Source organism: Nonomuraea sp. NPDC049784 (assembly GCF_040659615.1).
In the GTDB taxonomy this organism is placed as follows: domain Bacteria; phylum Actinomycetota; class Actinomycetes; order Streptosporangiales; family Streptosporangiaceae; genus Nonomuraea.
Genome location: NZ_JBFAMX010000021.1, coordinates 1 through 14,780, shown reverse-complemented (window position 1 = coordinate 14,780; position 14,780 = coordinate 1). Strand labels below are relative to the sequence as shown.

General features: G+C 69.1%; 13 protein-coding genes. 2 read left to right on the top strand and 11 right to left on the bottom strand.

The window, feature by feature from the left end; genetic code table 11:
* Positions 1-2: 2 nt before the first annotated feature.
* From AB0J09_RS08115 to AB0J09_RS08090, 6 genes are read right to left on the bottom strand one after another with little or no spacing between them, the layout of a single operon-like run.
* The gene (locus tag AB0J09_RS08115; protein WP_360687024.1) at positions 3-980 is read right to left on the bottom strand and encodes a hypothetical protein; all 978 of its coding nucleotides are present in this window, start codon (positions 978-980) and stop codon (positions 3-5) included.
* Positions 977-2,254, bottom strand: coding sequence for a DUF4910 domain-containing protein (locus AB0J09_RS08110; protein ID WP_360687021.1), 1,278 nt, complete (start codon positions 2,252-2,254; stop codon positions 977-979). The genes AB0J09_RS08115 and AB0J09_RS08110 overlap by 4 nt, the downstream gene beginning before the upstream one ends.
* Complete coding sequence (locus AB0J09_RS08105) at positions 2,251-3,267, bottom strand: SDR family oxidoreductase (RefSeq protein WP_360687018.1); 1,017 nt, start codon at positions 3,265-3,267, stop codon at positions 2,251-2,253. Before AB0J09_RS08105 ends, AB0J09_RS08110 begins: the two co-directional genes overlap by 4 nt.
* A complete protein-coding gene (locus AB0J09_RS08100; RefSeq protein ID WP_360687015.1) occupies positions 3,267-3,914 on the bottom strand; it encodes a PIG-L deacetylase family protein in 648 nt (215 codons plus the stop codon). The genes AB0J09_RS08105 and AB0J09_RS08100 overlap by 1 nt, the downstream gene beginning before the upstream one ends.
* Positions 3,911-4,651 (bottom strand): glucose-1-phosphate cytidylyltransferase, encoded by a 741-nt coding sequence (locus tag AB0J09_RS08095; protein WP_360687012.1) that lies wholly within the window; start codon positions 4,649-4,651, stop codon positions 3,911-3,913. The genes AB0J09_RS08100 and AB0J09_RS08095 overlap by 4 nt, the downstream gene beginning before the upstream one ends.
* A gap of 35 nt (positions 4,652-4,686) precedes the next feature.
* Entirely contained in the window at positions 4,687-5,895 is a 1,209-nt protein-coding gene (locus AB0J09_RS08090) for a class I SAM-dependent methyltransferase (RefSeq protein WP_360687009.1), read from the bottom strand.
* A 93-nt stretch (positions 5,896-5,988) separates the two neighbouring features.
* Here AB0J09_RS08090 and rfbC point away from each other — a divergent pair, with 93 nt between their 5' ends.
* A complete protein-coding gene (gene rfbC, locus AB0J09_RS08085; RefSeq protein WP_360687006.1) occupies positions 5,989-6,546 on the top strand; it encodes a dTDP-4-dehydrorhamnose 3,5-epimerase in 558 nt (185 codons plus the stop codon).
* Positions 6,540-7,373 carry a glycosyltransferase family 2 protein gene (locus tag AB0J09_RS08080; RefSeq protein WP_360687003.1) on the top strand — a complete coding sequence of 278 codons (834 nt, stop codon included), beginning with the start codon at positions 6,540-6,542 and terminating at the stop codon, positions 7,371-7,373. The genes rfbC and AB0J09_RS08080 overlap by 7 nt, the downstream gene beginning before the upstream one ends.
* On the opposite strand, the gene AB0J09_RS08075 is transcribed toward AB0J09_RS08080, so the two are convergent.
* The 5 genes from AB0J09_RS08075 to rfbD all read right to left on the bottom strand — a co-directional run.
* Positions 7,366-11,169 carry a LamG-like jellyroll fold domain-containing protein gene (locus AB0J09_RS08075; RefSeq protein ID WP_360687000.1) on the bottom strand — a complete coding sequence of 1,268 codons (3,804 nt, stop codon included), beginning with the start codon at positions 11,167-11,169 and terminating at the stop codon, positions 7,366-7,368. The genes AB0J09_RS08080 and AB0J09_RS08075 overlap by 8 nt on opposite strands.
* Positions 11,170-11,238: 69 nt before the next feature.
* Complete coding sequence (locus AB0J09_RS08070; protein ID WP_360686997.1) at positions 11,239-12,354, bottom strand: hypothetical protein; 1,116 nt, start codon at positions 12,352-12,354, stop codon at positions 11,239-11,241.
* Positions 12,351-13,130: a WecB/TagA/CpsF family glycosyltransferase gene (locus AB0J09_RS08065; protein ID WP_360686994.1), complete on the bottom strand. Its 780-nt coding sequence runs from the start codon at positions 13,128-13,130 to the stop codon at positions 12,351-12,353. The genes AB0J09_RS08070 and AB0J09_RS08065 overlap by 4 nt, the downstream gene beginning before the upstream one ends.
* Positions 13,131-13,182: 52 nt before the next feature.
* A complete protein-coding gene (locus tag AB0J09_RS08060; RefSeq protein WP_360686991.1) occupies positions 13,183-14,118 on the bottom strand; it encodes an endonuclease/exonuclease/phosphatase family protein in 936 nt (311 codons plus the stop codon).
* A gap of 8 nt (positions 14,119-14,126) precedes the next feature.
* Positions 14,127-14,780 (bottom strand): dTDP-4-dehydrorhamnose reductase (gene rfbD, locus AB0J09_RS08055; RefSeq protein ID WP_360686988.1); only part of this gene is annotated, 654 nt, incomplete at its 5' end.

Below are 14,780 nucleotides of genomic sequence, written 5' to 3'. Positions count from 1 at the left end.
GCCTAACTCGGCTCGCTGATCCGCTCCAGCCAGATCTCCCGCCAGAACGGGACGAACGCGCGGGGGCAGTTGGATTTGTAGAAGCCGTCACAGACGATCCCCTCGAGCGCGATGCAGGGGTTCTTCATCTCCAGCATCTTGCCTGTCTTCTCGTCGATGCAGCGCTCGACGCGGGCGGTCACGCGGGCGACGCGCCCGCACGAACGCGCCATGTCCTCCTCGAAGCCCAGACCGCGGTTGAATCCCTTGGTGCTCAGCGTGGCGACGATCTCTTCCTTGGACTTGATCCGGACCAGCTCACCCGGCTGAAGGTCGATCGTGCCCGTCGGGGTGGGGCCGGTGTGCGGACCCGGTCGCACGAAGCCCCACGCCAGGCCGCCCCTGATGCGCAACCAGCGTGGGAACTTCCTGGAGAGTCTCTGGTAGCGGTTGAACAGCCCGAAGAAGAGCGTGCGGAGGGTCGATGCGATTCCGGCGTTCCCCACCTGGACGTCTGTGACGTACTGCCCCAGGTCACGGAACGGAAGGCGCTCGGGGGCGGCGCGCAGCAGCTCCGTCGCCTGGCAGCGGAAGCGTTCCTCGCCGTCCGGCGCCGCTTCCTTCCGGGTGTTGACCTCCAGGATGGGCAGCAGCGGCCGTTCGACGCGGACCGGCTCCGAGGTGGGCGGCCCGTCCACCCGCCTGAGCCAGGCGGACTTCCAATAGAGCAGGCAGGCGGTCTGGCAGCCGCCATGGGCCGATCCGTCGCAACGGGCGGCCGTCAGGTGGACGGCGTCGTCCATCCGCCTCATCCCGGTCCCGCTGATCGTGTCGCAGAGCTTGTTGGCCACCTTCTGCACGGTGAGCCGCTGCCCGCAGAACCTCAGCATCTCCGGCATGAAGGGGAGGCTGTCCAGCTCGCCCTTCTCATCGAGGGTGGCGAGGATCTCCTCCGCGCTGAGGACCTCAACCACGTCGCCGACTTTCAGCGCCAGATTCAACCCATACACTCCTTCACCAGGCCCGCGTTCCGCAGGGCATGTGCCGCTTCCGCCAATGCCTGGAACGGCACGTTCGACCGTTCCGCGATGTCCAGCAGGCTGTTCAGGCCGTCGGAAAGGTTCAGCACCCACAACATCGCCATCTGCGCCTGTTTCGTGTCACTGCGCCCGCCAAGTGACCCGTACAGGCCGCGCGTCCCCAGCTGGGGCTCGCCGTACGGACTGAGGTTCTGGTAACGGCGGTTGCCCTCCAGGACCCGCACGGCCGTCCACAGCGTCTCCAGGGTGTCCTCCATCGCCTCGGGGCGCACGAAGTCGGGCGTATCAGCCGAGGTGTGATATTCCGGGTAGCTTCCGTAGGGCGTCCTGGTCAGCGAACCGACGGCGAGGTTGAACCCCGGCGAACAGTACTGCCGCTCGTCGTAGCCGTAGGGAGAGAAGTCCAGGATGGTGTGCGGCCTGTCCTTCAGCACATGCGCGAAGACCTGGTCGATCTCGGCGTCGCCACGCCTGCTGCGCTTGTAGGTGATCGCGCCGCTGTCTCCCGCGCAGGCCAGGGTAACGCCGTGACTGATCCGGCCGGTGTTCTCCCGGTTCAGCGCGAGCCAGGTGATCGCGCCGATGGTGCCGGGCGCGAAGATGAACCGATAGGTGTACCAGGGATCGGTCAGCCGCCGCGCCAGCGCGACGGCCACCGCGACCCCGGCCAGGTTGTCGTTGGCCAGCGAGGGATGGCAGATGTGGCAGGAGATCAGCACCTCCTGGGAGCTGCTGCCGCGGATCACGTGCTCACCGTAGGTCAGGTGTCCGTCGGCGAGCGTGGCGTCGATCTTGACCCTGTACGGCCCGTCCGTCAGCCCGTCCAGGGTGTTCTGGCTCAGGCAGAAGCCCCAGGTCTCGGCGTAGTAGCTGGTCCGGTACGGGATCAGGTCCGGCTGGTCGGGCAGGGTGTGCAGGTGCGGGCGCAGCTCCTCCAGGGACATGGTCGCCTCGACCGGCACGCTGTATCCGACGACGTGCAGGTTGGAGTCCTGGAAGTCGACCACCTTGTTGCCCGCGGCGTCCATGATGTAGGCGTCGCGGATGTTCCATTCCCGGGGGATCGTCCAGTCGAGGACTCCGGTCCCTGTCGGCACCTCGGTGATCTCCAGCGGAATCGACTCGCCGATGATCTCCAGGGTGCGCCGCAGCCCGGCGCCGGTGATGCTCCGGCACAGCGGGTAGAGCCGCCGTACCAGGTCGTGCATCTGCGTCCCGGTAATCGGCCCGGTCATGGTCGTAGGGTGTCGTCGACGGTGCCGGCCGCGCGCCGGTCGGCGAGCCGGGCAAGCCTGGTGAAGCGGCGTTCGAAGTCCTGCTTGGTCAGTCCGTATTCGCGGTAGGCGTCGATCAGCTCCACTGCCCCCGCCTTGACCGTCCAGCGGGCCTCGTAGCCCAGCGCGGCCCTGATCCGGGAGAAGTCGACGCGGTAGGAGCGCGGATCGGCTCCCGTCTCGCCGGTGATGGTGAGCGTCGATCCGGGCACCGCGGCGACGACCTCGGCCGCGATCTCGGCGACGGTCACGTTGTTGACCTCGGTGCCCACGTTGAAGGCCGTCGCGTGCACGGCTTCGCGAGGGGCGACGAGAGCGGCCGCGAAGGCCTCGGCGATGTCCCTGGCGTGGACCAGGGGGCGCCAGGGGGTGCCGTCGGACAGCACCCGGACCTCGCCGGTCAGGTGCGCGTGGCCCACCAGGTTGTTCAGCACGATGTCGGCACGCAGCCTCGGAGAGAAGCCGAAGGCGGTGGCGTTGCGCAGGAACACCGGCGTGAAGTGGTCGTCGGCCAGCTCGGCCAGGTCGTCTTCGACCCGCACCTTGGACTCGGCGTACGGCGTCACCGGGCGCAGCGGCGCGTCCTCGTCCAGCAGGTCTTCGCCGCCGGACGCGCCGTAGACCGAGCAGGTGGAGGCGTACAGGAAGCGGCGCACGCCCGCCTCCTTGGCCAGCCGGGCCAGCCGGACGGAGGCGTGGTGGTTGATGTCGTAGGTCAGGTCGGGCGCGAGCGCGCCGAGCGGGTCGTTGGACAGCGCGGCCAGGTGGATCACCGCGTCGAACCCGGCCACATGGTCAGGACCCGCGTCACGCAGGTCGACGGCGTGCGCCTCGATCGTCTCGGGCGCCGGGCCGAGCAGGCAGTCGGCGAACAGGCCGGAGTCCAGGCCGACCACCTGGTGCCCGGCCTCGGCCAGCATGGGGGCCATCACGCTGCCCAGGTAGCCCTGGTGGCCGGTGAGAAGTACCCGCATCAGTTCTCCAGATCGACGGTCAGCTTGGAAACGTGGAACGCCTCGGCATAGCGCGTGTGGCACTCGATGCCGCGGATGCGGGCCAGGCCCAGGAACGCCTCGCGGTCGTACCAGGGCCTGTGCCGCTGGGAGGCGTAGTGGCGCTGGAGCAGGTCCACCTTCAGCTCCGCCACCTCCTGCGTGAGCGGCTGGAACACGGCGGGCGCGGCGAGGTCACCGTCCCATTTGACGATCTCGTAGCCGAGCGTCAGGTGGTCGCGGAAGGCCGTGGGCACGAGCTTGGCGAGCCCTCGGTGGTCCTGGTGGGCGTCACCCCGCCAGGGCGCGAAGATCAGGCCGGGCTCGGTACGGGCGCGCAGCTCCTCCACCGCGGCCTTGGCCTCCTCCCACCTGGCCGGCAGGTAGCCGTCGGGCAGCTTCAGCACGGTGACCCGGAGATCCGCGCCCGGGCAGAAGTCCGCCAGCGCCGCGCGCTCCTCGTACTCCCGCTCGGTGCCGCCGCCGGACAGCACCAGCGCGTCCACGCGGATGCCGGGGCGGGCGGCGCAGATCGTCAGCAGGCTGCCGCCCGCCCCGATCGCCAGGTCGTCACAGTGGGCGGCGAGCGCCACGATGCCGGTGAGCCGCCCTGGGCTCAGACCGATCACCGGGACCGTTCCCACAGGGCCCACGGGCGCTCACCGCGGGAGTAGGCCTCGTCCAGTTCCATCCGCTGGTTCACGGTGTCGGTCGGCCGCCAGTAGCCGCGGTGCGGGTAGGCCAGCAGGCGTCCGCGCTTGGCCAGCTCCACGCAGCCGTCGGCGACCAGGTCCCCGTTCTCCGGGATGTGCTCGAAGACCTCCTGGGTCAGCACGAAGTAGCCGCCGTTGACCCACACCGGCATCTCGCTGACCGGCGAGATCCCCCCGACCAGGCCGTCCTCACCCACGTCCACGCAGTGGAAGGTCTGGGACGGCGGCACGACCATCATCGAGGCGGCCGCGCCCGCTTCGACGAAGCGGGCGATGATGTCGGGCAGCGGCGCGTCGGTGAGCACGTCCGCGTAGTTGGCGAGGAACATCTCGTCGCCGTCCAGGTAAGGGCGGACGCGGCGCAGTCGTTCGCCGATCGGGGAGTTGGTCCCGGTCTGCACGAACGAAATGGACCAGTCGGAGATGTCGCTCGACAGCAGCTCGACCTTGCCGCCACGTAACACGAAATCGTTGGACGTGGCTTCCTGGTAACCGAGGAAGAAGTCCTTGATGTGGTGGGCGCCGTAGCCCAGGCACAGGATGAACTCGTTGTGCCCGAAGTGGGCGTAGTACCGCATGACGTGCCAGAGCAGCGGTCGCGGGCCGACGAGCGCCATCGGCTTGGGCACCTCGCCCGGCACCCCGGTCCTCATGCGCGTGCCAAAGCCTCCGCAGAACAGGACGACCTTCACACGACCTCCAGGTGTGGGATCGGGAAGACCAGACGGCCTCCCCATTCCTGCACATAGGAGAGCTGAGCGGTGAGTTCTTCGCGCAGGTTCCACGGCAGGACCAGCACATAGTCGGGACGATCTTGAGCGATGCGCTCCGGCGGAGCGATCGGGATCCGGGTGCCCGGAGTGAACCTGCCGTGCTTGTAGGGGTTGCGGTCGACCGTGTAGGCCAGCAGGTCCTGGCGGATGCCGCAGTGGTTGAGCAGCGTGTTGCCCTTCCCCGGGGCGCCGTAGCCGACGACCGTCTTGCCTTCTTCGGCGGCGGTGATCAGGAAGCGGAGCAGGTCGCGGCGGACGCGTGCGACCCGGTCGGCGAAGTCGGCGTAGCCGGAGAGATCGTGAAGTCCGGCGGCCTTCTCCCGCGCGAGCACGTCGAGCACCCGCTCGGACGGGCTCCCCGACGGCCGCGCCCACAGCCGGATGGATCCGCCATGGGTGGGCAGCAGCTCGACGTCCACCAGCGTCAGCCCGCCACTGGCCAGCGCCCGCTGCGCGGAGGCGACCGTGTAGTACTGGAAGTGCTCGTGGTAGATCGTGTCGTACTGGTTCAGCTCCATGAGCGTCAGCAGGTGCTGGACCTCGATCGACACCCATCCGTCATCGGCCACCAGGGCGCGCAGCCCTTCGGTGAAGCCGATCACGTCGGGGATGTGCGCGTAGACGTTGTTGGCCACGACCAGGTCGGCGGGACCGTTCCCGGCCCGCACCGTGGCGCCCGTCTCGGGCGTCAGGAACGTGGTGAGCGTCGGCACGCCCTTGTCCTTGGCCGCCTGCCCCACGTTGGCCGACGGTTCGATGCCCAGGCACCTGATGCCGCGTTCAACCACGTGCTGCAGTAGGTAGCCGTCGTTGCTGGCCACCTCGACCACGAACGACGGCTTCAAACGTTCCACAGCGTCGTCGACGAATTGCCGTGCGTGCTCCACCCAGGAGGCGGAATAGGACGCGAAGTAGGCGTATTCGGTGAATGTCTCTTCAGGCGTGATCAGCGGCGGTATCTGAGCCAGCCAGCAGCTGGTGCAGACCCGCAGGTGAAGTGGATAGGTGAGCTCGGGCTGGTCGAGCTGCTCCTCGGTGAGGAAGAGTTCACAGGGCGGTGTCGCCCCGAGATCCACCACGCCGACCAGGTCAGCCGAGCCACACAGCCGGCACGATGTTTTCAACAATGGGCCCCACCCGAAAAAGACAAAATTTCCCCCTTTGGCAACCCACAGCCGTACTTCGGGTGAGCGCCTAGGAGTGTTACAAGTGTCTTCATGAAACGCCTGAGCATCGATGGAGCATTGCTCTACACCCCCCGCATCCACAGCGATCCACGGGGCGATTTCCTGGAAGCCTTCCGCGCCGCCGACCTGCGGGAGGCGCTGGGGCACTCGATCGAGCTCGCCCAGGCGAACTGCTCGGTCTCCAGGCGTGGCGTGCTGCGCGGCGTCCACTTCGCCGACGTCCCGCCAGGTCAGGCCAAATACGTCATGTGCGTCTCGGGCGATGTGCTGGACGTCGTCGTGGACGTGCGCGTGGGCTCGCCCACCTTCGGCCAGTGGGAGGCGGTGCGGCTGGACGACATGTCGCGCTGCGGGATCTACCTCGCCGAGGGTTTAGGGCATGCCTTCCTGGCGCTCAGCGAATCGGCCACGGTCGTCTACCTCTGCTCCACCGCGTACGACCCGGCGCGTGAGCACGGCATCCACCCGCTGGATCCGGATCTCGGCATCGAATGGCCGCTCGACGTGGAGCCGCTCCTCTCGGCCAAGGACGCCGCGGCGCCCACGCTCAAGCAGGCTCTTGATGCAGGGATACTGCCATCGTGGTGAGCGTCGTGATACCGGCCCACAACGAGGCCAAGGTGATCGGCCGTCTGCTGGACGGCCTGCTCGGTGAGGCCGCGCCGGGCGAGTTCGATGTCGTGGTGGTGGCCAACGGCTGCACCGACGGCACGGTCGCCGTGGCGCAGCCGTACGATGTCCGCGTTCTGACGACGCCGGTCCCCTCCAAGCGCGAGGCGCTGCGGATGGGCGATGAGGCGGCGCGTGGATATCCCCGGCTGTACGTGGACGCCGACATCGAGCTGAGCACCGCCTCTGCTCGCGCCCTGGCAGCCGTGCTGGCCGCACCGGACGGGCCGCTCGCCGCCGCACCCGAGCGGGAGCTGGCGCTGGCGGATCGCCCATGGCCGATCCGCGCCTATTACGCGATCTGGACCCGGCTGCCGCACGTGCGTGCCGGGCTGTTCGGCCGGGGCGTCATCGCGGTGACCGACGCGGGCAATGCACGCGTCCGTGCCCTGCCACCGGCGATGGCCGACGACCTGGCCGCCTCGCTCGCGTTCTCACCTGACGAGCGCGTGATCGTGGCCGGCGCCCGTGCGGTGATCCAGACTCCGCGTACGCTCGGCGATCTGCTGCGCCGCCGGGTGCGTGCCATGACCAGCGTGAGCGAGCTGGAGCAGACCACGGCCACGGCCGGGGAGCGCACGGGTGTACGCGATCTGATGGCCATCGTGGCCGGAGAGCCACGCCTGGTGGGCGCGGCGGTCGTCTTCGCCATGGTGGCCGTGCTGGCCAGGCGGAGAGCCGCCCGCGCGATCCGCGCGGGCGACTACACCACCTGGCTGCGGGACGAGAGCAGCCGGGCTAACTGACCGGCGTGTTCATGTCGGTGGCGATCTGTGCCGCGGTGAGCGCCTTGTTGTAGATGCGCACCTCGTCGATGAGACCGCTGAAGTACTCACCCGAACCACTGTTGCCGCCGATGCGCAACGGACTCGTCCCGGTACGCAGGTTGCCACCCGTCGGATTGGTGGCCACCTGCGTACCGTTCACGAACATCCGCAACGCCGACCCGTCATACGTGGCCGCCACATGACTCCACGCATTCAGCGGCAGATTGCTCGCAGCAGGCGCGTTCGCCCCCGACGACGTATAGATGAACGCCGCCGGACCACTGCTACCGCTCCCCATGATCGCGTAAGCCAGATCGGCGCCGAACTCCTTCATCAACACCGTCCGCCACCCCGACACGCTCGCCGGACGCACCCACGCCTCCAACGTCATCCCGCCGGTCAACCGCAACGAGCTCGAATCAGCCACCGTCACCCAACTCGACGTGCCGTTGAACGACAACGCCTGACCGAACTTGCCCGCCGACCAGGTCGCCGAGGTGGCCGTGCCGTTGTTTCCGTTGCCGGAGGCGTCGGCGACGGCGGTGCCGGTGCCCGCGTTCATTCCGTAGGCGGCCACCAGGCCGGTGACCGTGGGCGGCTGGGTCACGACGGCCGACGCCTCGTTGGACGACGGACTGGTGTTGCTGGACCCGTCGAAGGCCACGACGCGGTAGTAATACGTGCCCGCCGCGACACCCGAGTCGGTGAAGGACGTGCTCGCGGTCGAGCCCACCTGATTGGCGCCGGATGGGGTGAATCCGGCGGTGGCGGACCGGTGGACGGTGTACCCGGTCACGCCCACGTTGTCGGTCGAGGCCGTCCAGCTCAGCTGGGCGCTGCCCTGGCCGCCGGTCGCCGCCAGCGAGCCCGGCGCGGTGGGCGCCTGAGTGTCGGGCGGTCCCTGCTGGCCGACGGGCGTGTTCATGTCGGTGGCGATCTGTGCCGCGGTGAGCGCCTTGTTGTAGATGCGCACCTCGTCGATGAGACCGCTGAAGTACTCACCCGAACCACTGTTGCCGCCGATGCGCAACGGACTCGTCCCGGTACGCAGGTTGCCACCCGTCGGATTGGTGGCCACCTGCGTACCGTTCACGAACATCCGCAACGCCGACCCGTCATACGTGGCCGCCACATGACTCCACGCATTCAGCGGCAGATTGCTCGCAGCAGGCGCGTTCGCCCCCGACGACGTATAGATGAACGCCGCCGGACCACTGCTACCGCTCCCCATGATCGCGTAAGCCAGATCGGCGCCGAACTCCTTCATCAACACCGTCCGCCACCCCGACACGCTCGCCGGACGCACCCACGCCTCCAACGTCATCCCGCCGGTCAACCGCAACGAGCTCGAATCAGCCACCGTCACCCAACTCGACGTGCCGTTGAACGACAACGCCTGACCGTATTTGCCGGTGACGGCCCATGTGGTGTTCGCGGCGGTGCCGTTGTTGCCCTTGCCGGAGGCGTCGCTGACGGCCGTGCCGGTGCCCGTGTCCATCGCGTACGCGGCCACCAGGCCGTCCGGTGCCTGTGACCGCTGGTAGGTCGCGGTGTAGGTCGTCGCGGTGGCGGGCGCGGTGATGTTGTGGTTGGCCGCGCCGCCGTCGGACCAGGAGGTGAGCGTGTAGCTGAAGCCGTCGGCACTCTGCGGCGAGGGCGCGGAGATCGAGTTGTGCGAGCCCACGATCACCGTCCGGGTGAAGGGGGCGACGGTCTGCTCACTGTTGAAGCCGAGTTGCAGCCCGGCGGGCGCGGTCTGGAAGGTCAGGTTCACCGTCTTCGGCTGAAGTGTCACGCTCTTGGTGTCGGTGAGGCCGTGCGCGTCCGTCACAGTCAGCCTGAGCTCCAGGTGAGCGGGATATTCGTGGTCCGGAGGGGCGAAGGACCCGCTCGTGCCGGTGAACGTGGTGATCTCGTGCTCGTGGCAGGTGCTGGGGCAGTGATGCATGATCAGCTTCCACGACATCCGCGCCCCCGGAATCGTGCCGTCCTGGGCGTCCGTGCCGGTGCCGGAGAACGAGATCGTGTCCCCGACCGCCCAGGTGAGGGAGGATGACGGGGAGTCGATGGTCGCGGTCGGCGGCGTGTTGTTCACGTTGACCGTGACGGTGGCGTCTCCCTGGCCGCCACGCCCGTCGTCGGCTCGCAGCTTCACCACGTAGGAGCCCGGCTGGGTGTAGGTGAAGGACGGGGTGGCCGAAGTGGAGTCGTCGAAATCGCCGTCGCCGTCCAGGTCCCACCGGAAGGTGAGCGGGTCGCCGTCGGCGTCCGCGGATCCGGCGGAGGTGAAGTTCACCGCGAGCGGAGCGTTGCCCGACGTGGCGCTCGCGCCGATGACCGCGGTCGGCGGGACGTTGTTGTAGATGTAGCGGATGATCTGCCCGTTGGTGAAGTCGACCGCGAAGAGGTCTCCGCCGGGGCCGGTCTGCAACTCCACGGCGGGGATGCCCGAGTCGAACGTGGTGACGGTCGCCGGGTCGGGCAGGCCATTGGCGCCCTTGGTCATGACCCAGACGCACGATCGGCTGTAGTCGGAGAAGAACATCGCGCCGTCGTAGGCGTCGGGGTAGGAGCCGCCGTTGTAGAAGGCCACGCCGCTGGAAGAGGAGCCGCCGGACGGGCACGGGTCGTTCGGCGCGGGCTTGGAACCGTGGTTCCAGGAGAAGTACGGCGGCGTGTGAGCCCCCGCCCCCGCCGCGTACAGGTTTTCGCAGAGGGTCAGGTTGAGATTGTCATAGCCGCCCTGCCTGGCGGAGCCCTCGTAGCAAGGCCAGCCGAAGTTGTTCACCGGGCCGGTGGGGTCGGCGATCCGGTTGATCTCCTCCCACGTGTTCCAGCCCACTTCACCGGCCCAGACCTCGCTGGTGCCCGGCCGGATGGTGAAACGGAACGGGTTGCGCTGGCCGTAGGCGATGATCCTGGCCACGTTGGGATCGCTGCTGCCGGCGTTCGGGTTGCCGGGGGCGGCCGCGCCGGTGTCCGGGTCGATCCTGATGATGCTGCCGTTGAGGCCCGCGGGGTCACCGCCGGTGCGCAGGTCCTGCGAGCGCAGCGCGCCGCCCTCGGCCGCCGGCGGGGTGAGCGCCGTGCCGACCGGCGACGGCGGGTCGCCGCAGGGGTTGTCCGGGGTGACGTCCGAACTGGTCAGGTTGTCCTGGCCGTAGTCGGCGAAGTTGAAGCTGGCGCCGTCGCCGCCGCTGGCGTAGAGCATGCCGTCGGGGCCGAACTTGAGGTCGCCGACGGAGTGGCTGGGATGTTGCTGGCACCAGTCGGTGATCAACGGGGTCTCGGCGCCGGTCGGGGAGATCACCGACAGGCGTCCTGTGATGAGGCAGCCGTCACCGGTGGCACCGGGCGGGGTCGGGCAGGGGTCACCGCTCACGCCTGCCGTCCCCCAGCGTGGCGCGGTGCCACCGGGCACCGCGTCGTAGGAGTACAGGACGTAGATTCGCGGATCGGCCGGGAAATCGGGGTGCAGGGCCATGCCGAGGAGCCCGCGGTCCCAGAAGTTGTGCACCTGCGTGCGCAGGTCGGCGTAGATCGTCGGCGTGGTGTCGGTGATGGAGCCGAAGACCTTGATCAGGCCGCTCTTCTCGGCGACGAACACCCGGCCGTCCGAGGCGAACTCGATGTTGGTCGGGTTGGTCAGTCCGCTGAAGACGACCTGTTTCTGGAAGCTGCCCGGCAGCGCCTGCGCGGCGGACGGCGCGATGAGCGCCAGGCCGGTGGTGAGCAGCAGGACGGACAGGAGCGCATGGCGAAGCCGCCTCAACACGAGAACCCCCCTTGAGCCGGAACTCCCCCGAGCCCTGAACTCGATCTATCGCACTGATTCAGGCGGAAGTCACGAGGCCTGTCCACATGTGGCCAGCCACGCGTAGAGCAACCATCCCAGCTCGTACGGCCGGCACTCCCGGTCAACGGCAACCGGCGGATAGACCCGGTCCAGCACGCCGAGGCGCATTCCCCGATGCACTCCCGTCGCCGCCGCCCGCAGGCCGCGCACCAGTTTGCGCGGATCCGCCCTGGCCTCCTTACGCCACGTCAGGGCGAGCTCGTCGAGCACGAAGGCGGGCCGCTCGATCATCCAGTCGAGTCCCTTGGAGATCTCCGCCACGTAGGCGGTGCCCCCCGCGTCGGCCAGATCGAGCAATGCCATCGGCCCCATCGACAGCTGATGAACGCTGTAGACCGGATAACCCTCGACCACCGACCCGGTGCGGGCGTCGTAATGCCACCACCACTCCCCCTGCGGCCCCTGGGCCTGGCAGATGCCCAGCGCCACCTGCTCGGCCGCGCGCAACGCCTCGGCGTCCCCGGCGGCGGCGTGCAGCCTGGCCAGCGCCTGCAGCGGGTAGACCTGATCGGCGAAGCAGCCCACGTGGGCGCGGTAGCGGGGGACCAGCGGCCCCTTCCCGAGCGCGTGCGGGTAGAGCCGGTTGCCCGCCAGCCCGCCGAGCAGCCGCTCACGGGCGCGCTCGACCCGGCCGTCGGTCAGACCGGCCGCGACCAGAGCGGCCAGCGCCCACGCCGCTTCGACGGTGTAGATCTGGGCACCGGCGTCCAGCTCCGCGAGGCGGCTCAGCGCCAGATCGAGATCGGCGTGCCCGGCCTCCGCAGCGGCCCAGCAGATCAGCGCGGCATCGCCGGCCCCCGTCACTTCCGGTAGCCGTTTCACCAGGTTGCCCACCAGGTCGAGGAGGGTGTCACCGGCCAGTGCCGCCCGCTGCCGCTCCTCCTCCAGGTACGCCACGCCGAGCGCGACGATCGCCGAGTAACGGATGCTGCGCCCTTCGGGCACCGCCGCCCACGTCCCGTCGGCATCCTGGTGGCCGCGGCGGGTGAACACGAACTCGCCGTCGGCGTATCCCGGCGGCAGCCCGCGCACCGCCAGGTCCACCATGCCGGTCACGAAGTCCTGATGTCCGGAGCTCAGCAGAGCGATCCGGTGATCCGTCACGTCGTCTCCTCGATCCTGCGTTTGACACCGGCCCACTCCCGGACGACCAGGAGCAGGAATCTGCCGTTGGTCCGCACGTAGCGCGGTCCGAGCCGCAGCGGCTCCTGCAGCATGCGGTAGAGCCATTCCAGGCCCAGGCGCTGCCAGCGCAGCGGCGCCCTGCGGGTGCGCCCGGCGAGCACGTCGAACGAGCCGCCCACGCCGTGGATGATCCGCGCCTGGGTGCTCTCGCCCCACTCGCGGATGAAGATCTCCTTCTTCGGCGAAGTGATGCCCAGGAACAGCAGGTCGGCCTGGGACTCGGCGATCTCGGCGGCGACCTCGGCCGAGTCCTCCGCCGGGAAATAGCCGTCACGCGAGCCGGCGATGCGCAATCCGGGATAGCGCAGCCGTACCTCTGCCAGAACTCCGGCCAGCACCTCATCGGTCGCGCCCAGGAAATAGGCGCGGTAGCCGCGCCGGCCTCCCTCGGCCATCAGCTCCGTGAACAGGTCGATGCCCGCCACCCGCTCGGGAAGCCGGTGACCGAGCATCCGCGCGGCCCAGACCACCGCCTGCCCGTCGGCCAGCACGAGATCGCTGTCGAGAACGGACTGCCGCAACGCGGCGTCCGTGCGCATGTTGACCACCTTGGCGGCGTTCACCACACCAATGGTGAGCCGTCTCTTCTCCGAGACCGCCGCCACGCACTGCGCGATCACCTGGCTCATGGTGAGGGCGTCCAGTGCGGTGCCGAATAACGTTTTCCTGGAAGCCTGCTCCGGCGACCTCGTCATCCATCCCCCTGGGTGTCCATGACATATCGGTCCCAGCTTCGGAAACGTGACATCACGGGAGAACCAGCTCGGTGAGCGTCGCGCGATGGTCCGTCCGGGGCATCCGCAGGGTCTGGAAGCTCCGGATCGCGATACGGCGATCGGCCAGCACATGGTCGATGGCCACCTTCGGGAACAACCGCGGCTGCTCGTAGTAGGGCCAGGTCATGGACAGCCCCTTTCCGGTGACGTCGGCGGCGTCCCGGTAGCCGGTGGCGATCAGGTCACGGAGCACCGCGTGGTCCAGGGTGGAGTTGAAATCTCCGGCCAGTACCCGCAGCCGCCCGCCGGCGGGTGGCAGTGCCCGGATGCTCGATGCCCAGCACGCCGTACGCCAGCCCTCGGAGGGCGCGCACGCGTGGACCGCGACGAGGTCCAGCTCCCGCCCGCCCGGCAGGGTGACAACGGCGGGCAGGTGGCGCGGACTCCCCTCGAAGGCGGGGGCCGCGATCGGCGCGTCCGCCGGCCGCAGCGGGTAGCGCGAGTAGATCGCCGCGCCCTCGGAGTCCGTCCCCGGCAGGACGATCTTGTACGGCAGCAGCCTCCCCAGCCCGAGCTCCTCCACCCGTTCCCTCATCAGGTCGGTGAACTCCAGCAGGTTCAGCACGTCCGGCCGATCGCGCTCGACCGCGTCGACCAGTACGGGCGGCAGCACGGAGGAGTGCAGCAGATTGACGGCCATCACCCGCAGCACCGGACCTTCGGCGGGCGGGTTGCGCTCCGGCACCGCGCGTGGCAGGACGGCCACAGCGAAGGCGCCGGTCACCATGAGGGCGGCCACCAGCAGCGTCCCGGCGCGCTGGAAGGCCGCGAAACCCAACGGCACCAGCGAGAGGGCAGCCGCATAGGGAGTGAACGACACCAGCTGGGACCAGAAGAACTTCGGCTCCCATCCGCACAGGCGCAGGCTCGCCCACCCGGCGAGCGCGGCCACCATGAGCCACAGCACCGAGTCTCCTAGACGACGCTGCACTGGCGCCCACGCATCAGCACCGGCCAGGCCGCGTGCAGCGCCTGGCGCCAGTGCCGGATCGGCTCCCCCCGGGTGTGCGCGAGCACGCTGTTGGCCGGGCGCTTGGCCGGGAGAGGGTAGGCGGTACTGGGGATGGGGCGCACGCGCTCCGGGTCTGCGCCGAGCAGCTTGAAGATCTCCTTGGCGAACCCGCACCAGGTGGTCTCGCCCGCGCTGGTGCCGTGGTAAACACCCGGGGAAAGGTCAGACTGCGCCAAGCGGACGAGGTAGTCCGCCAGGTCGGCCGTCCAGGTCGGTTGCCCGCGCTGGTCGTCCACCACGTCGACCGTGGGCCGCTCCCGCGCCAATCGGATCATGGTCTGCGCGAAGTTCCCGCCCTCAGCCCCGTACAGCCAGGCGCTGCGCACCACGTAGTGCCCGTGCTCCAGCGCGGCGCGCTCCCCCGCCAGCTTGGTCCGCCCGTACGCGTTGAGCGGGCCCGTCAGGGCGTCCTCGCGGTATGGCCCCTTGGCGGTCCCGTCGAAGACGTAGTCGGTGGAGACGTGCACCAGCCGCGCCCCAGCCAGATGACAGGCCTCGGCCAGCCAGCGCACCGCGTGCCCGTTGACCGCCAGCGCCTCGGCCTCGTGCGTCTCGGC